At 38.7% G+C, this 17085-nt stretch carries 18 protein-coding genes; 10 read left to right on the top strand and 8 right to left on the bottom strand.

Going from position 1 to position 17085, the window contains the following annotated elements:
* Positions 1-2: 2 nt before the first annotated feature.
* From AC27HL_RS09740 to AC27HL_RS09730, 3 genes are all read left to right on the top strand, one after another.
* Positions 3-1058, top strand: coding sequence for a substrate-binding periplasmic protein (locus tag AC27HL_RS09740; RefSeq protein WP_487080793.1), 1056 nt, complete (start codon positions 3-5; stop codon positions 1056-1058).
* Positions 1058-1615, top strand: coding sequence for a CBU_0592 family membrane protein (locus tag AC27HL_RS09735; protein WP_487080792.1), 558 nt, complete (start codon positions 1058-1060; stop codon positions 1613-1615). The genes AC27HL_RS09740 and AC27HL_RS09735 overlap by 1 nt, the downstream gene beginning before the upstream one ends.
* A 224-nt stretch (positions 1616-1839) precedes the next feature.
* A complete protein-coding gene (locus AC27HL_RS09730; protein WP_487080791.1) occupies positions 1840-2493 on the top strand; it encodes a LiaF domain-containing protein in 654 nt (217 codons plus the stop codon).
* Positions 2494-2569: 76 nt separating this feature from the next.
* Here the strand turns inward: AC27HL_RS09730 and AC27HL_RS09725 are convergent, their stop codons facing one another.
* Both AC27HL_RS09725 and AC27HL_RS09720 read right to left on the bottom strand, forming a co-directional pair.
* Complete coding sequence (locus AC27HL_RS09725; protein ID WP_487080790.1) at positions 2570-3790, bottom strand: Nramp family divalent metal transporter; 1221 nt, start codon at positions 3788-3790, stop codon at positions 2570-2572.
* A 401-nt stretch (positions 3791-4191) separates the two neighbouring features.
* Positions 4192-5019: an AraC family transcriptional regulator gene (locus AC27HL_RS09720; protein ID WP_487080789.1), complete on the bottom strand. Its 828-nt coding sequence runs from the start codon at positions 5017-5019 to the stop codon at positions 4192-4194.
* 114 nt (positions 5020-5133) lie between these two features.
* Here AC27HL_RS09720 and AC27HL_RS09715 point away from each other — a divergent pair, with 114 nt between their 5' ends.
* The 6 genes from AC27HL_RS09715 (at position 5134) to AC27HL_RS09690 (ending at position 8717) form a co-directional block, all read left to right on the top strand.
* Positions 5134-5601 (top strand): YHS domain-containing (seleno)protein, encoded by a 468-nt coding sequence (locus AC27HL_RS09715; protein ID WP_487080788.1) that lies wholly within the window; start codon positions 5134-5136, stop codon positions 5599-5601.
* A 68-nt stretch (positions 5602-5669) separates the two neighbouring features.
* A complete protein-coding gene (trxA, locus tag AC27HL_RS09710; RefSeq protein WP_487080787.1) occupies positions 5670-6011 on the top strand; it encodes a thioredoxin in 342 nt (113 codons plus the stop codon).
* A 16-nt stretch (positions 6012-6027) separates the two neighbouring features.
* Complete coding sequence (locus AC27HL_RS09705; RefSeq protein ID WP_487080786.1) at positions 6028-6312, top strand: BufA1 family periplasmic bufferin-type metallophore; 285 nt, start codon at positions 6028-6030, stop codon at positions 6310-6312.
* Positions 6313-6352: 40 nt separating this feature from the next.
* The gene (locus AC27HL_RS09700; protein WP_487080785.1) at positions 6353-7342 is read left to right on the top strand and encodes an MbnB/TglH/ChrH family RiPP precursor modification enzyme; all 990 of its coding nucleotides are present in this window, start codon (positions 6353-6355) and stop codon (positions 7340-7342) included.
* On the top strand, positions 7332-8195 hold the full coding sequence (locus tag AC27HL_RS09695) for an HvfC/BufC family peptide modification chaperone (RefSeq protein ID WP_487080784.1): 864 nt from the start codon (positions 7332-7334) through the stop codon (positions 8193-8195). The genes AC27HL_RS09700 and AC27HL_RS09695 overlap by 11 nt, the downstream gene beginning before the upstream one ends.
* Before the next feature lie 84 nt (positions 8196-8279).
* Positions 8280-8717: a DoxX family protein gene (locus tag AC27HL_RS09690; RefSeq protein WP_487080783.1), complete on the top strand. Its 438-nt coding sequence runs from the start codon at positions 8280-8282 to the stop codon at positions 8715-8717.
* A gap of 79 nt (positions 8718-8796) precedes the next feature.
* On the opposite strand, the gene AC27HL_RS09685 is transcribed toward AC27HL_RS09690, so the two are convergent.
* From AC27HL_RS09685 to AC27HL_RS09665, 5 genes are all read right to left on the bottom strand, one after another.
* The gene (locus tag AC27HL_RS09685) at positions 8797-9762 is read right to left on the bottom strand and encodes a glutathione S-transferase family protein (protein WP_487080781.1); all 966 of its coding nucleotides are present in this window, start codon (positions 9760-9762) and stop codon (positions 8797-8799) included.
* Positions 9763-9811: 49 nt separating this feature from the next.
* Entirely contained in the window at positions 9812-10372 is a 561-nt protein-coding gene (locus AC27HL_RS09680; RefSeq protein ID WP_487080780.1) for a YceI family protein, read from the bottom strand.
* Between the two features lie 70 nt (positions 10373-10442).
* The gene (locus tag AC27HL_RS09675; protein ID WP_487080779.1) at positions 10443-10982 is read right to left on the bottom strand and encodes a cytochrome b; all 540 of its coding nucleotides are present in this window, start codon (positions 10980-10982) and stop codon (positions 10443-10445) included.
* 240 nt (positions 10983-11222) lie between these two features.
* A complete protein-coding gene (locus AC27HL_RS09670; protein ID WP_487080778.1) occupies positions 11223-14270 on the bottom strand; it encodes an efflux RND transporter permease subunit in 3048 nt (1015 codons plus the stop codon).
* A gap of 1 nt (position 14271) precedes the next feature.
* On the bottom strand, positions 14272-15321 hold the full coding sequence (locus AC27HL_RS09665) for an efflux RND transporter periplasmic adaptor subunit (RefSeq protein WP_487080777.1): 1050 nt from the start codon (positions 15319-15321) through the stop codon (positions 14272-14274).
* 177 nt (positions 15322-15498) lie between these two features.
* Between AC27HL_RS09665 and AC27HL_RS09660 the strand changes: the two genes are divergently transcribed.
* Positions 15499-16071 (top strand): TetR/AcrR family transcriptional regulator, encoded by a 573-nt coding sequence (locus AC27HL_RS09660; RefSeq protein ID WP_487080776.1) that lies wholly within the window; start codon positions 15499-15501, stop codon positions 16069-16071.
* A gap of 20 nt (positions 16072-16091) precedes the next feature.
* Here the strand turns inward: AC27HL_RS09660 and AC27HL_RS09655 are convergent, their stop codons facing one another.
* Complete coding sequence (locus tag AC27HL_RS09655) at positions 16092-16994, bottom strand: LysR family transcriptional regulator (protein WP_487080775.1); 903 nt, start codon at positions 16992-16994, stop codon at positions 16092-16094.
* Positions 16995-17085: the final 91 nt, after the last annotated feature.

Genomic DNA, 17085 nt, shown 5'->3' with positions numbered 1-17085 from the left:
TTGTGAAAAATATATTCCTTAAAGTTTACAAAAAAAGCGTAAATATATTGAGTTCAGCTAGAAAACTCTCACTAAAATCATTGGCATTTATGCTGCTAATTCCTTTTGCCCAAGCACAACAAAAAATAACTTTGTTAACAGACACCTGGCCTCCATACATCAATGCTGAGCAGCAAGCAACAGGTACTGCTGCTAGGCTAGTAGAGATACTATTTGATTTTGAAAATATTGACACACAATGGCATTACACTCCTTATCAATTATCGTATTATCAAGTTAAGCAAAACAATCGATTAGCATCATTCCCATACTTTAAAACCGCTAAGCGCGCACAAGAGGTGTTATATTCTCAAGCCGTATTTACGGTTACCAGTAAACTGTACTACAACCGCGAGTTTATGAGCGATGAAAGCGCAACTTTAGCGTATAAAAACAAAGCTAAAGTAGGCCGTGTCGCAGGATACAGCTATGGCGAAAGTATCGATAAAGATATACAGAATGCGATGACATTTGCCGATGAAAAACAGGCGTTAACGGCACTATTTAACCACGATATTGACGTACTTCCCATGACTGAAAGCGTGATGAACTACCACTTAGAGCAAAACTTCCCATTAAGAAAGCAACTTATCCTCGCATTAGAGAATATTCAAGACACCTCTAGTTTGCATGTTATTGCCGCAAAAAATGAGCAAGGTCGCGCCGTGATCAACAAAATTAATCACGCGCTAACCACTTTACACGAGCAAGGCATGACAAGTTTGCAAACAACAAACAATACCGTAACAAGCAAAATTGATATTGCGAAGTTAATCACTACCGAAGGCTATCCATTAATTACAGGCCAATCAGCAAAGTCAGGCGAAAGTATTGACTATTACACACTGCCACAAGGTAGTAAGGTATTAATAATTGAGTGGAGTAAAAAAATATTACAACCGTCAAAAAACGATCGTATCTACAAAAACATGATGGATTTAAGTAAAGTTGTGCTACTAAATGGCCCACATGTTGGCAAAGAATTATACGTGCGCAATATGCACATAGAGCTACAGTAATGACTATTGCTGTTATTGGCTGGTGCGGAACCATATTATACTTACTTAACCACGGTTATATTTCATTAAACAAAAACTGGCGTAAATCTATTTATTACACAGCAAACGCTATTGCTGCTATATGTTTAATCATATCTTCAAGTATTAACAATTCGTGGCAAGCCGTTGTTATTAATGGATTTTGGGCAATTATTAGCTTTTCTCTTTTGCTTAATATGGACCTTACTAAAATTAAATTTAGTAAGCGGCTATTTCACTTAATCATTGCCATTATGCTAGCCATATTTATAGGACAATACGCCCTATCTAACAATGCTAACTTACCCTTATTAGGCTGGACATCTGCCTTTGTTTTTTCAGCATGTTATTTGCTATTTAGCTCTGAAAAAATGTTACCTAGGTATTATTTGTGCTGGAACGCCTTTGCGGCATTAGCATTACTGCCACAACTATATCTCGACCAAAATTGGCCAGTATTTACATTAGAGATTAGTTGGGCTGTTATTTCGATATATGGCGCCATAAAGCGTTTTGAACAAGTTCATTTAGTACAGTAAGAGCCAATCAATAAAGCAAAATACCTAACCGTGATATTAACGGCACATATTGTCTATAATTTGTGCCTTTTCACTAATTACTAGCTAATTTTACATCAAGGTCAAATGAAGAATTTGTAAAGCTTTGTAATTAAAGCGTTTAATTGCTGGCTTAAACATTGCTTATTCTAGCAACAATAAACATTCTATCAATAAATTACAAAATAATTGCAACGGAGTGAGAAATGACAGTAATTCTTGAAGATCGTCCAATTGAACAAGTTCGTGAAGAAACCATAGATCAATTAATTTTCAACTATAGCCACGGTGTAATTTCATCACAAGCCTTTGAACGTAGATTAGACCAAGCCATGAACAGCGAATCTCATCAAGAAATTGTCGACCTCGTTGCCGATTTAACCTTAAAGGCAGATACCCAATACAACGATAAAAAAGAGCATCAGTTTACACCTAACTACTCAAACGCTGATGGGGAAAATACAGCACTAAATTTAAAAAGTATTTTAGGGAATATTGAACGAAGTGGTCAATGGAACGTGCCTCAAACAATCACATTACGAAATGTGTTAGGTGAATCAACACTAGATTTTACTGATGCTGTATTTCAATATCAAAATGTCACCATCAAAGTTAATTGTATTTTAGGCAATGCAATCATTTATGTGCCGGAAAACATCAACGTGGTATGTAAAACATACGGTATTGCCAGCAGTATTGAAAACAAAGCACCATCATTAGCAACACGCCAAGCACCTTGTATAACTATTGAAGGTAAAGTTGTACTAGGCGCTTTAAATGTTTCAGTTAAAAGAACTATAAAAGAAAAATTTATAACCTTTGCTAATAATTTAAAAGCGGCCTTTGATAGCAAAAAATAATTAAATAACCTGCGATAGCTAGAATACGTTAGCGGCCAGAGCCACTAACGTTGCTAAACTCTTCTTTTATCCACAATTAAATTAAGCCAAAGGCTGATAAGAGGCTTCGCGCACTTAACATACAAGCAATTAGTATTACGCTAACTGCGCTGATATTTTGCCAAATATTATTACGAAATTGTCCTAACTTTTCTGTATTTAACATCCAAAGCAAAAACATACTAACTATTGGTAAAAGTAAGCCGTTTGCAACTTGCGCAAACCAAATAATAGCAACCGGCTTAATACCAATACAGCTGATCATCACACCCAACAGCAAAATAATCATCCAGGTTAATTTAAAGCCAAAAGCATTAAGGTTTTTGTCTAAATTTAAAATGCCAGACAATGCATAAGCTGCGGCAAGTGGCGCAGTTATAGCCGATGAAATACCGGCGCAAAATAACCCAACACCAAGAAAAACACTTGCCCAATTACCAAATAATGGCTGTAAAGCTGGTGCTAAATCAGCAGCACTATTAATAGACAATTGTTGACCAAAAAACGCTGAAGCAGCGGTTGATAATATAGCTACCGAAATTAGCGCCCCTAAAGGTATGGAAATCAATAAGTCTTTTCTAGCCGATAAAATATCATCTGTAGAATGCCACTTTTCACTGACAGTAGAAGCATGTAAAAATAAATTATAGGGCACAACCGTTGTGCCAATTAATGCGATTACCGTTAACATTGAGCCCGTCGGCATATCAAAGCTAAAAAAGTGGCCCAGTAACGTTTGCCATTGAGGCTTAGTAATTAAAAACGTAATAATAAATGCGCTACTCATTAAGCCAACCAAAACAATGAGTGAGCGTTCTATTAATTTATAACTGCCCGTAAATAGCAATAGAAACGCAATACCACCAATAAGCAGTGGGAAAACAATCGTAGAATACGTCAAGTTAATATTTAATTGTTGTACAATGCTGCTTAAACCAAGAGTAGCACCTGAAATATTGCCACTTTGATAGGCGCCATTACCAACAACTATAGCACTAACAACCAGGGCTATTGCAGCCCATCGCAATAACGGCTGGTTAATTGCAGCGCGAATATTTTCCCCTAACCCTTGTTGAGTAACAATGCCAAGACGTGCTGCCATTTCTTGCAATACCAGTGTTGCTACCATGGCAAATAAAAGCGCCCAAACTAAACTTAAACCGAAATTGGCACCAGCCAAAGAAGCCGTTATAACAGTGCCAGGACCAATAAACGCCGCAGTAACCAAAAATGCCGGCCCAATTTGAGGTAGTTTCATACGCAAACCCTATATTTTTTTATTATTATGAGAGAGAACTAAGTCACTTTACCATAGTAAGTAAGGTAGGCAATCAGCTATAAAAATATAAATGAAATCAACTTTGTAGCTATTTTTAACCAATAGTTATTGTTATATTGTCACGATAATATGTCTAGCTCGCTTTAAAACAAGCATTAAGTTGGCGATACATAATCGTATTAGTAAACCGTCATGACACACTAGCAAGAACTAGTTAACACTTTGAAAAGTCGAGAAGGTAGCTTAATTCGACGTATACAATCTAATACTAATATTTTCGATTTACATATACCTCTGTGGCTTGTTGCGCTTATAGTGTTAAACAACAAGTCGCCACAGAAAATGATATTAGCTGCAACAATATCCTATATTCCTTGTTGCTAAAACTCATGCTGTTCTAGCCACTCTTTTGGTGACAGATTAATTTGTTTGCGAAAAACTCGCGCAAGTGCTGACGCGGTTTCATAGCCAACACTATTGGCAACAATACTGACACTTTTACCTTGCTTTAATAATGATTGTGCCACACCAACTCGCCAGCTTAACAAATAATCATTTGGCGTTTGTCCAATAACCGCTTTAAACACTTCGGCAAACTTTGAGCGCGACATTAAGGCAATTTCTGCCATTTTCTCTAATGACCAACTTAGCTCTGGGGCATTATGAAGTTGCTGTAAAACATTCTTCAATTGCGGGTGCATCAAGCCCGCTAACATACCTTGGGCAATATCACCTTTATTGATCATTGAACGCATCATACTAATGATAAATATTTCCATCAAACGGTTCATTACCGCTTGCCTTCCTTGTTGCTCTTGCCCCGCTTCCGCAATAATCCAATCAATATTAGTTTGCAAAAATGGAGAGCTCTCTAGTGGCAGTATTAATAAATCAGGTAGGGCTTCAGCCAATAAGTTTGAACTGTTACTGCCATAAGTGACGGTGGCACAAATTAGTTCAGCATTGTCTGTATCACGTGCTCTTAAACCATGTTTTACCGGACGCGGAAGAAAGATGATAGACGGCTTATCTAAAACGATTGTTGATTTATCTAAGCCTATAATCGATAACGTACCACTGCGTAATAAATGAATATGCCCTTCTAACGCAGCGTCTTCATTAAAGTGCGATAAACCACACAACTTACCAGTGTAAAACACCCCAGCTTGCAAGCTAAATCTGTCAATAATTTGAGAAAGATGGTCCATAAATACTCAACTTGGACGATTTGGTTCAAAGTTTGGACGATTGTATCCCACTCGCTAATCAATCGACACTATTATTTCTCCTGTCTTCAACAATTACACAATTTAGGAAATAGTATGTTTAACACAACTTTAAAAACTTTATTAGCCGGCTCAGTTTTACTTGCAAGCAGCCTTTCATTTGCTGCAGATATCGATATGAATGCTGATGCCAATGACCTAGCAATTAAGGGTTACGACCCTGTATCTTACTTTACAATGTCAACTCCAAAAATGGGTAAAGCTAGCTACACAGCAACATACAAAGGCGGAATTTACCGTTTTAGCAATGAAGAAAATCGCGATATGTTCAAAGCAAATCCGGCGAAATATGCACCACAGTATGGCGGATTTTGTGCATTCGGTGTAGCCATGGAGAAGAAGTTTGATACCGACCCGTTGGCATGGAAAATTGTCGATAACAAATTGTACTTAAACTTGAATAAAGACGTACAAAAGAAATGGTTAACTGACGTTCCTGGATATTTGAACCAATCTGATGACAACTGGGGCGACATTAAAAACGTTGCTGCTGACGAACTTTAAACAAGCAAACTCAACAGTGTTAGCCAAGTTTCACCATTAATTAATGCTGAAACTTGGCTTCAGCAAGAATGAAAAAAATTAAGGTCAATGCGATGAATGTAGAAGAAATTAGAAGCGAACAACACTTTAGTGATGTTATCGCATCAAACGAGCAAGTATTAATTGATTTTTGGGCACCTTGGTGTGGCCCTTGTAAAGCCATGGCTCCCATATTCGAGCAAGTGGCTAACGAGCAAGGCAACCGCGTAAAAGCCATTAAAATTAACATTGATGATATACCGGCACTTGCACAAAAATATGGTATTCGCAGCATTCCATCGCTAGTACTGTTAAAAGATAAACTTGTAGCATCGGAACATGTTGGCGCCGCGCCAAAAAACGATGTACTAAACTGGTTAAACGAGCATTAATGAATTGGAGCATAAAATGAATCACAACATTGCATTATCAACTGCATTTGCAGCAGCTTTAACCCTTGGCGTTGTTGCAGACGCGGAAGCCGCTGAAAAACGCGCTAAAAAAGAAAAGTGCTACGGTGTATCGTTAGCAGGGCAAAATGATTGTAGCAACCTTGCTGGAACGCATTCTTGTGCAGGTCAATCTAAAGTTGATAACGATCCAGGAGAATGGCGCTTAGTCACCAAAGGACTTTGTAAAAGCCAAGGTGGTTTAACGCGTAAAGAAGCACGTGAAAAGTTAAAGCAAAAGTAGTAGTAGGTAGAGTTTTCGATGTTACTGGAGGTTATTTTTTATGTTTTCCTTGAACAAAAATACAGCAATTAAATTGCCTTTAATTGGTGTCGGTTTAAGGCATGCTCATTATGATGATGCCTTAAACACTCCAGCTAACATCGACTTTATTGAAGTGCATGCTGAAAACTTTTTTGCTAATGGTGGTGCAAGTCATGCCGTATTAACTGACATAAGCCAGCATTACAACATCAGTTTACATGCAACATCACTTGGCTTAGGTTCAGCAGTACCAGCGCCAAAACAACAGCTTGTCCAGTTAGCAAATTTGGTTGAGCAATACCAACCAATTTTAGTGTCAGATCACGCATGTTTTACTTGGGCTGAAAATAACGGCATCAATACGCATGCTGGCGATTTATTACCTATTCCGTTTAATGATGAAAGTTTAGCGATTATGGTAAAAAATGTGCAACGTGCACAGCAGTCTTTAGGTCGTCACATTTTAGTTGAAAATTTGTCCGCTTATATGGAACTGCCCGGTTCAACTTATCAAGAAGCAGAGTTTCTGGTTAAGCTTTGCCAGCAAACAGGTTGCAAGCTATTGGTTGATTTAAATAACTTAATTGTCAATGCCATCAATCGACCACTACTTGATGCTGACTCCACGCATACAAATACCGCTTCTACTAGCGCAACAAATAAAAACCAGCAAGCGTCTGAACATATAATCAGCATCGCAAAACAGTGGTTAGATAAAATCCCCGCCGCTTTGGTTGCTGAAATTCATTTAGCTGGCTGCACACCAAACCTAGCAGGTGAGCTAATGATAGACGATCATAGTCAACCTGTTTCTCATGAAGTTTGGCAGCTTTATCGCTATGCCCTAGAAAAATTCGGCGCCGTTGCCACTTTAATTGAATGGGATGAAAACTTGCCCTCGTGGCAAACCTTATTGGCAGAAGCCGAAAAAGCAAAAACTATTGCTTTTGAAACATTAGGTTTAACCGATAATGAGCAACAGGCTGAGGAAATTGCAAATGAGCATTAAACAACAACAGTCTGCGGTGTTGGCAAATATTTTTGCACTAGATTTGAAAAAACCTATGGCTCACAACCTCAACCTTAGCTCATTAGAAGAAAACCGAATAAGCGCAGGCATTGAGGTTTACCAACGTAGTCTATTAGCAAATGCGAGTCGCGCATTGGCAATTACCTTTGCGACAGTCCATTCTTTTATTGGCGAAAGTGCTTTTAATTTGCTAGTAAAAAGCTACCTACAAAGCTGTGGTAAAGCGCAATATGACTGGGGTGAACTCGGTATTGATTTTGCAAAATTTATGAACCAGCAAGCGTGTGACAACAGTGCTATTTTATCAGCAATTGCAATGCTAGATTTTGCTTGTCATCAAGCCGAAAGAGCGACAAATATTGCAAACGATTTAAGCACCCTTGCACTGCTTAACGAACTTGATGCTTACCAATTACAGATAAACTTTAGTGCTGGCTTTACCGTATTAGCGCTAACCTATCCTGTCGATATAATTATTGCCGAAATTAAATCAGCATTTGCCGATAATAGCGAGTTAAGCCTTTACGATATTAGCCAGCAACTAGCAAGCTTTAGTGAAGGTAAATATTACTACCTTATTTGGCGACCAAACTTTCAAGCACAATATCAACAAATAACGGTACCTGAATATCAATGGTTGAAGTTGTGGCAAAGAAATTTCGAAGCAACAGATAGCCAGCAGCTCAGTATTGGTAAAGCACTCGACAATCACGCTCGTAACATACAGCAAACACAGGACACAAGTGAGCCAAGTTTTTCTATTATTGACTGGTTACCCAAGGCGATAGCACAGCAACTTATAAGTTCCATTTCAGTGCTTAATGACTGCTGACATGAGTTAACACAACTTCATTTACTTAATAATCAAACCTTATTGGTTTAATTCAAACAACACCTATAACGAGGAATATAAATCATGACTTTGCAAAAAGTTAGAGCTTTACACAACCAAATTTTAGACTTTAGCGATTACTTACGTATGCCTGCAATATTAATCGCACGGCTTTATGTTGCTAGTATATTTTTCAAATCTGGCTTAACCAAGTTGCGAGACTGGGAGTCAACCTTAATGCTTTTCGAGTACGAATATGAAGTACCGTTATTATCCCCAGTCGCAGCGGCATGGGCGGGCACCATAGGCGAACTGGTGCTACCGGTTTTATTAGCGATAGGTTTATTTAGCCGACTTTCGGCAGTCGGGCTTTTTATTGTCAACATAGTTGCGGTGCTAAGTTTGGTTGATATCAGCGCCGCGGCAATGAACGAACATATTTTATGGGGCTGTTTGTTAATATTGGTAATATTATTTGGTGGTGAAAAATTATCGCTTGATAATAAACTAAAACTTTCATAACGCACTTTTACCCTATAAATAATTAAGCCCTTAATCATTTAAATGATTAAGGGCTTTCTTTTAATAGCAGAAATAAAAACTAGTACGCTCTATCACGTCCGTGCGCGACTGACCAATCTTGTTGATGCCCTATCGGCACAATACCATGCGGGTTAATAGACAAATGGCTGACATAATAATGGCGCTTAATATGTGCATGATTCACTGTTTGCGCGACACCTGGCATTTGAAACAATTCCAACATAAAACCATAAAGATGCTGATACTGAGCAAGTAAGCGAATATTACATTTAAAATGCGTATGATAAACAGAATCAAAACGCACTAAGGTTGTCCATAAACGCCAATCTGCTTCAGTAAGTTCATTGCCTGTTAAATAACGTTGTGTTGACAACAGCTCATCTAAACTTGTTAAGGCAGAAAAAAGCTTATGACAATTTTCTTCATACACTTGTTGTGTTGTTGCAAAACCGGTTTTGTAAACACCGTTATTTATATTGTGATAAACCAGCTCGTTTATTTCGTCTATTTCTGATTGTAAGTGCTTTGGGTAAAAATCAAGCGTATTACCAGTAATATGGTTAAACTCAAAATTAAGCATACGAATAATATCTGCCGACTCATTATTGACAATCAGCTGATTTTTCTTATCCCAAAGTACCGGCACAGTGATGTTGCCTTGATAACTCGAGGCACTTTTTAAATAAACGGCTAGCATATACTCGTTACCGTAAAGTGAGTCTCCAGTTGTTTGATATTCGGCAGCGGAGTTTTCATCATGCTGAAAACTCCAACCTTTTTCGTGCATATCGGGATGCACAACACTAACTGAAATATGCTCTGTTAAACCTTTTAACTCTCTAAACAGCAAAGTACGATGTGCCCATGGGCAAGCAAGTGAAACATATAAATGATATCGTCCCGACTCCGCTTTAAAACCTGTACTACCATCTGCACTTAGCCACTGACGAAACTGAGATGATTTTCGGCGGTAATTGCCGTCTGCCATAATGCTAGATTTCCAATTTGAAGTCACTTTATTCATCACATCCTCACTTGATTTACTTTACCTATGTTGCAGCCATAACATGTAACTACTTGCGGATACCTTCAATATGTAAGATTAAATCTACTTGGCCGTAATCTTGTTTAAAACCAAAATCCCCCATACTAATAGTGCTGGTGCCACTAAAGCCCAAACGATAACCGCCCCATGGGTCTTCACCTTCACCAACTTTTACTGCATCAATTGTTATGGTTTTGGTTACACCGTGCATGGTAAAATCTCCTGCAATGGCTAGCTTGCCATTCCCTTTATCCTGCACTTTAGTACTGACAAATGTCGCTTGTGCAAACTTTGCCACATCAAGAAAGTCATCAGAGCGAACATGCTTATCACGCATAGCATGGTTTGAATCAAAACTACGGGTATCTATAGTAACGTTCACTGTCGATTTTGAAATATCTTGCTCATCGTAAGTAAAATTGCCACTAAAGCTATTAAATCGCCCCGTTAAAACACTAAAACCTAAATGGCTGGCACTGATGTTTATTGACGCATGTGCACCTTCACGATCGATAATATAATCCGCCGCTTGCACTGAATTTAGTGCGCTGGCTGCTAATAACGATGTTGCTAATATTATGTTTTTCATTTTGTTTCCTTTTATCTTGTGGATATTCCACTTATTAATTTAAAGTTACTTATCAAAAAGTCTTACCTAGTTATTTGAGCATTCTGGTGAGTGTTTGGTCTTTATCAATCAAGTGATGCTTTATCGCGGCAGCGCCGTGCAATAGCGATAACGCCACTAAAATATATGCAAGATATTCATGAATTAACCCGGCGATATCTTCTTGGTTCTCAATAAATCCTTGAAAACCAATAACACTAAACCAGTTAAAAACCTCAATACCTCGCCCATCAGCCGTAGAGATAAAATAACCACTTAGCAATAAAGAAAAGAGCAAAATATAGAGTGCGAGATGGGCAAGCTTTGAAGCTTGTTGCACAGAACTTGCTTGGCTCGGTATCGCCTTTGGCGGTGGACTTACAAACCGCCAAATTAAGCGAAACGTAGTGGCGATAAGTAACAGTATGCCAACACTTTCATGCCAGTGAGGTGCCGTTTGATACCATTGGCTATAGTAAGTTAAATCAACCATCCAAAAGCCTAGCGCAAACATTGAAAACACGGTAATTGCACTTAACCAATGCAACAGTTTACTGACTAAGCCAAATTTTTCCGCTGTGTTTTTCCACATAGCTAATACCTAATGTTCTAAATAATAACGCTAGTGTATGGAATAATTTCAAAGCAATAAATACGAGTAAAAGCAAATGATAATTACGATGAATGCAACAATTTTCAATGCAGAGCATTAAATGAAAGGATGCGCGACAATTAGTTGATAGGGGAAACCGTGTTCTTTGCAAATAACCTATATAAAAAAAGCGAACAATAACTTGTTCGCTTTCTAAATAACTTTAAACCTAAATGTGGATTAAAATACTGTTTTATCCACCTTAATTTTATAGAAGATACTATAAAGTACTGGCACCGCCACCATAGTTAATATTGTCGCAAATGCCAAGCCGCCCATAATAGTTACCGACATATCAGCAAAGAAGGGATCAAGAATTAACGGCATAACTCCTAAGATAGTAGTAATCGCCGCTAGCGACACTGGGCGTAAACGGCTTAAACTTGCTTCAACAATGGCCAATGCTTGCTCTTTACCTTCCATAATTTGCAAGTCAATTTCTTCCAATAAAACAATGGCATTTTTAATCAACATTCCGAACAAACTTAAAAAGCCAAGTAGCGACATAAAGCCAAACGGTAAATCAGCCAGTAATAAGCCAGCGACCACACCTACCACAGCCATAGGGACAATTAACCAAATAATAATGGGTTGGCGAGCACGTCCAAACAGCAACACACTAATAATAAACATGATCAAAAAGCCAAGTGGCAGGCCTTGACCTAAAGCCGCTTGTGCATCACGTGACGACTCATATTCACCGCCCCATTCTAATGTGTAGCCGTCAGGCAATTGAATGGCTTCTATTTTGGCTTGAGTACGGCCAAATGCTTCACCGGTTGTTTCACCATAACCCGCTTCGGCTTTTACCGTAATAGTACGTACACGATCACGACGGTTAATCAACAACTCCTCACTGGTGTAACTCATTTTGCCGCTAACTTGCTTAAACGGAATATATGTACGCTGACTGCTACTCCAAACTAAGCTATTTTCTAAACCCACCAGTTGATCAGGATTGGTATTGCTATTACGCGCAATTATCGGGTAAAGGTAATCTCCGTCTTGCAATTGCCCTATTTGTAAGCCATCAGTGTAAAACTCAATAGCTTGGCTAAAATCAGAACGCGAAACCCCTGCAATACCTGCGGCAATGTCATCATACTCAGGTGACAAAACTATGCCTTTGTCACGCCAGTCATCACGAATATCACGAATTTTTCCATCTTCAAAATAAATGGCTTTAGCTTGCTCGGCTAAGTCGCGCAAAATTGCGGGATCTTCTCCCGAAAAACGTGCTTGAATTTTAGCGCCAGCACCTGGCCCAAATTGCATGATTTCCGCGTAGAAATTCACTTTTGGATTTTCAGCTCGTAACTTGGCAGAAATTTCCTGTGCTAAGCGTGGAATTTCAGCGGCATCTTGCGCGCGCACTAGAAATAAACCATAGCTTTCATTCGGCAGTTCAGGGGCAAAAACTAAGGTAAAACGCTCAGAGCTCTCACCAATAAACGTTGCTATCGATTCAATGCCTTCAGTTTCAAGAATAAGTTTCTCGCCTTGTTTCATGTATTTTTCTGTGGCACGAATATCTGAGTCTTGTGGCCCCCAATAATGGACAAAAAATACTGGAGTATTCGACGGTGGGAAAAAGCCTTGTTTGATCAAACCAAAACTAGCATAAGCGCCAATCGTAATTGCGATTAATAGCCCCAAGGTAACACCACGCCAGTGCAAAGCATTACGCAACACAACTAAGTAGGCTTTATGAAATAACGAGTGACTTTCGTTTTCGCTTGCTTTATTGCCCACTTGATAAAAATATTTACCAAGTAATGGCGTAAGCGTAACGGCTAAAACCCAACTTAGCATCAAGGAAATTAGTACCACTGCAAATAATGAAAATAAGAACTCACCTGTGGCATCATCCGATAAACCAATCCCCGAAAACGCCGCGATACCAATAACAGTTGCCCCTAACAGTGGCCATTGTGTGCGTTTGACAATAAAACTCGCCGACTCCATAGCCGACTTACCTTTCTCCATACGCAGCATCATACCTTCAGCGACAACAATGGCATTATCAACCAACATGCCCATGGCGATAACCATAGCCCCCAACGAAATACGTTGTAACTGTAAATCATAAAGCCACATTATTAGCACTGTACCCAACACGGTAATTAGCAGTGTACCGCCAACTACCACACCTGAGCGCCAGCCCATAAACAAGCACAAAGCAAGGGTTACTACCGCAACCGAGACTTCTAGGTTTAATATAAAACCATCAACCGACTTGTCGACGATTTTCGCCTGATTATAAATAGATGAAACATTAATACCAGCGGGTAACTTAGCTAATACTTCAGCAAGTTTGGCTTCAATATTCTCGCCCACTGCTACAATATTGATATCATTTTGCGCAGACACCGCAAGCGTTATAGCACTTTCACCATTAAATCGTTTTAAACCTTTAGGTATTGCAACAGGTTGAATACTTAACTCAGCAATGTCTTTTATTTTAATGGAAGCATTTTTACCCGGAATTACGATAGAAAGGTTTTCTATTTCTTCAATTTTATCCGTCGAACTCTCAACAGGTATACGAATTTGCTTATCACCAACAAACAACCGACCACCACTAAAAGGTTTTAAATTACTCGCCAGTACTTGTTGTATATCTGGGAAAGATAAGCCTAAACCGGCAATTTGATAACTATCAATACTGGCAACTATTTCTTCTTCTAAAATGCCACCAACTTGTACTTTAGCCACGCCATCCACGGTTAAAATTTCGCGGCGAATAATACGTGAGAATTCACGCATTTGATAGGCACTAAAATCGGGTGCTGACAGCGCGTAATAGACACCATAAACATCACCAAAGTCATCAATTACCACAGGAGCACTTGCGCCCAGAGGTAAATCATTTTCAATATCATGCAAGCGTTTACGCAACTCATCCCAAATCTGTGGCAATAAAGGGCCATCAATATGTGGCTGAATTTCCATAGTTACACGAGAAAATCCGGGCTTACTTACCGACTCTAAAACATCGAGTTGCCACATTTGCTGCAAAGCAATTTCAACTTGTTCAGTTACTTCTTTTTCAACTTTCTCTGCACTGGCACCTGGGTAATAAGTAAAAATAACTGCTTGTTTAATGGTAAACGCTGGGTCTTCTAAACGGCCTATTTTCCCCATGGCGACTAAGCCACCTATGATAAAACATACCGATAAAAGCCAAATATTAATGGGTTTAGTGAGAGAATAACGTGCGATATCCATATTAAAATGCCGCCTTATATTCTCGAACCTTTAACCCTTCTCGCATTTGACTTACTGCCGCAGAAACCACTTTGTCACCGTTTTTTAAACCAGATGAAACTAGTGCAAATTCACCTTGAAGTTGTGATATTTCAACAGGGACTTTACTTAACGTGCTGTCGGTTTGATTAAAACGCCAAACACTAAAGCCATCGTCACTACTGCCCATTAAGGCATTGAGAGGAATAACAAGTGCTTGGGCATAACTGTTATTATCTTTAATATTCACAATCGCCCGCGAACCAGGATAAAACAACTTGGTTACCTCACCATCAAGTGCGAAAGTAACACCATAAGTTTGGGTAATAGGATCTGGAGTGGTTTTATGTTCAACATAATGTATGTCGAAGACCTTATTTTCTTGGCCAATAATATGCGCTGTTGCTTTTACATCACGATTACCGGCATTCGCTGTCATTATTCTTTCTGGGACTTCAAAGGTAAAATATAACTCGGATCTATCTTGCAAATTCGCTAAGGTATCACCGGTGCGAATATAGCTGTTATTCTCGATATATCTGGCACCAACCACTGCATCAAATGGTGCACGAATCGTTGAATAACTTAAGTCTTGCTTGGCATTTTCTAGTGCTATTTTAGTAATAGAAAACTGTGATTTGGCTTCGTCATAGTCACGTTGCGAGGCAACATTTTTTTCAAAAACATCTTTAACACGCTTTAAATCGCGTTGAGCATCTTCATGTCTAATACGGCTTTCTTCAACTTTGCGTTGAAATGGCGCAGGATCAATTCTCGCCAATACTTGCCCTTTTTTAACTTCACTACCTTCAATAAGGCTTTCAAAAATCAAACGCCCTGACACTTCAAACTTTAAATCGACACTTTTAACCGCTGACACTGTTGCTGGAAATTCGTAATCATTGGCTAAATTCGTCATGCTTGCGGCTGTTAATTGCACAACAACAGGGGTACTTTCTTTTGCTGATTTTGTCTGCTCAGAGCATGCTTGCAGCGCCAAAGCAGCTATGGCTACGATAATAAATTTATTCACATTAACCCCAATAAGTATCTTCACTAATTAAATGGTGTAACTGACAAAATATAGTCAATTGATATAAGTTGCACAATTATAGCACAGGTTTACACATTAACAACTACTGTAAACCTGTTGTTTATTGTTTTTATTCACGCTATTATCAAGATGTTCAATCTTTAAAGAGAAAATGTTTTGCCAAGTACAACTGAAAAAATACTCGATACCGCAATGGATTGCTTCTTTCAATACGGCTACTGCACCGCCAATATATCTATGGTAAGCCGGCACGCAGGTATTTCTCGTGTCACCATTCATAAACAGTTTAAATCGAAAGAAGTACTATTTAGAGCTGTAGTTGAAAAACACTTTCTGCAATACAACAGCCTTATTGATAACTATCGAATTTCAGAGCAGGATTTTTGGACTGACACACAAGAATTGATTATTCAGCGCTGTGAAGGTTTTTTTAATGATATTGCCAGTAATTTAGTCAGAGCCGATTTACTACATGCCGGCCAAGCTTATTGCAAAGATCTCATTCAAAACGAAGAAAATCTTGTTAAAGAAAGCATTCGATTACGATTGGAAAGAGAAATTTCTGCGAACAGAATGACATTAAGCAAGGTTAAGTTATCGACAGGGCAATTAGCCGAAGCACTGCACTTCGCCCCCTTTGGTATTACCGTGTCAGTATCAGAGCAAAATAATATTATTTTCGTTGAAAACTTAATGAAAGTGTTTAAAGCTGCAACATCAATAAATTGAGTTAGTTATTACAACAAATATTATTGTGCTTTTTGCTCCAAATAATAGGCTTTAAGGTAATCAATAAAAGCATTAACTTTTGCAGAGGTAAATTTTCGCGATAGCTTTATTGCATAAAGTCCGAGTGGTGCAGGTTTATATTCAGGCAAAATTTCAACTAGTTGCCCTTTCGCAACAGCATCGCCAATAATAAACATTGGTGACTGCAAAACACCTATCCCCTCTATCGCAGCTTCTTTTAAAGCATTGCCGTTATTTGATGTCAGAGTACCATTCACTTCAATGCGACGTTCTACGCCTTTATCTTGCACAACCCAACCTAATTTCGGGTTTATTAAGCTGTAACGTAAACAATTATGAGTAACTAAATCTTCCGGCACCGTCGGTGTGCCATGACTTTTCAAATAACTTGGCGCAGCACAAAAAACTGCATCTATTGTTGTGATAGGTAAGGCAACTAATGTTGAATCTTCTAATCCCCCCACCCGGATACCGACATCTATACCTTCAGCGACAAAATCGGTTCGGTGGTCTTCAAGTTGTAAATGAATTTTCAATTCCGGATGTAATTTCATAAAGCCGGTTAAAATAGGAGTTAATGAAGTAATACCAAAACTCAATGGCGCAGAAATTCGTAAGTTGCCTTTGATATTATCACTACTGGTTTGAATACGCTCTTGTGCTTCATCTAACGACTGAAAAATATTCACCACATCTTGATAAAACTGCAACCCTGCTTCCGTTAATTCAATCTTTCGAGTGGTACGGTTAAGCAAGCGAACATTAAGCGCAGCTTCTAACCCTGAGACACGACGACTCACAGCCGCAGTGCTGGCTTCAAGCAACTCTGCAGCCTGATTAAAACTCCCCGTATCCACTACCGAAATAAAACTGCGTAATGCGACTAAATCATATTGTTGCATAAAAATTAATAACCTAAAAAATAATACTTCATTATTGCAAAAGAAATAAAAATATCCACAAGAAAGTCCTTTACTATTGATAATAAATTTT

This window comes from Colwellia aquaemaris (assembly GCF_057548755.1).
Note: the sequence above shows the minus strand (reverse complement) of the source record. Positions and strands in the feature narration are given on the sequence as shown.

Bases quoted from the DNA above. Each gene is read 5' to 3' on its own strand.
- AC27HL_RS09735 (WP_487080792.1), top strand. From the start codon at position 1,058: ATGACTATTGCTGTTATTGGCTGGTGCGGAACCATATTATACTTACTT.
- AC27HL_RS09730 (WP_487080791.1), top strand. From the start codon at position 1,840: ATGACAGTAATTCTTGAAGATCGTCCAATTGAACAAGTTCGTGAAGAA.
- AC27HL_RS09725 (WP_487080790.1), bottom strand. From the start codon at position 3,790: ATGAAACTACCTCAAATTGGGCCGGCATTTTTGGTTACTGCGGCGTTT.
- AC27HL_RS09720 (WP_487080789.1), bottom strand. From the start codon at position 5,019: ATGGACCATCTTTCTCAAATTATTGACAGATTTAGCTTGCAAGCTGGG.
- AC27HL_RS09715 (WP_487080788.1), top strand. From the start codon at position 5,134: ATGTTTAACACAACTTTAAAAACTTTATTAGCCGGCTCAGTTTTACTT.
- trxA (WP_487080787.1), top strand. From the start codon at position 5,670: ATGAAAAAAATTAAGGTCAATGCGATGAATGTAGAAGAAATTAGAAGC.
- AC27HL_RS09705 (WP_487080786.1), top strand. From the start codon at position 6,028: ATGAATCACAACATTGCATTATCAACTGCATTTGCAGCAGCTTTAACC.
- AC27HL_RS09700 (WP_487080785.1), top strand. From the start codon at position 6,353: ATGTTTTCCTTGAACAAAAATACAGCAATTAAATTGCCTTTAATTGGT.
- AC27HL_RS09695 (WP_487080784.1), top strand. From the start codon at position 7,332: ATGAGCATTAAACAACAACAGTCTGCGGTGTTGGCAAATATTTTTGCA.
- AC27HL_RS09690 (WP_487080783.1), top strand. From the start codon at position 8,280: ATGACTTTGCAAAAAGTTAGAGCTTTACACAACCAAATTTTAGACTTT.
- AC27HL_RS09685 (WP_487080781.1), bottom strand. From the start codon at position 9,762: ATGAATAAAGTGACTTCAAATTGGAAATCTAGCATTATGGCAGACGGC.
- AC27HL_RS09680 (WP_487080780.1), bottom strand. From the start codon at position 10,372: ATGAAAAACATAATATTAGCAACATCGTTATTAGCAGCCAGCGCACTA.
- AC27HL_RS09675 (WP_487080779.1), bottom strand. From the start codon at position 10,982: ATGTGGAAAAACACAGCGGAAAAATTTGGCTTAGTCAGTAAACTGTTG.
- AC27HL_RS09670 (WP_487080778.1), bottom strand. From the start codon at position 14,270: ATGGATATCGCACGTTATTCTCTCACTAAACCCATTAATATTTGGCTT.
- AC27HL_RS09655 (WP_487080775.1), bottom strand. From the start codon at position 16,994: ATGCAACAATATGATTTAGTCGCATTACGCAGTTTTATTTCGGTAGTG.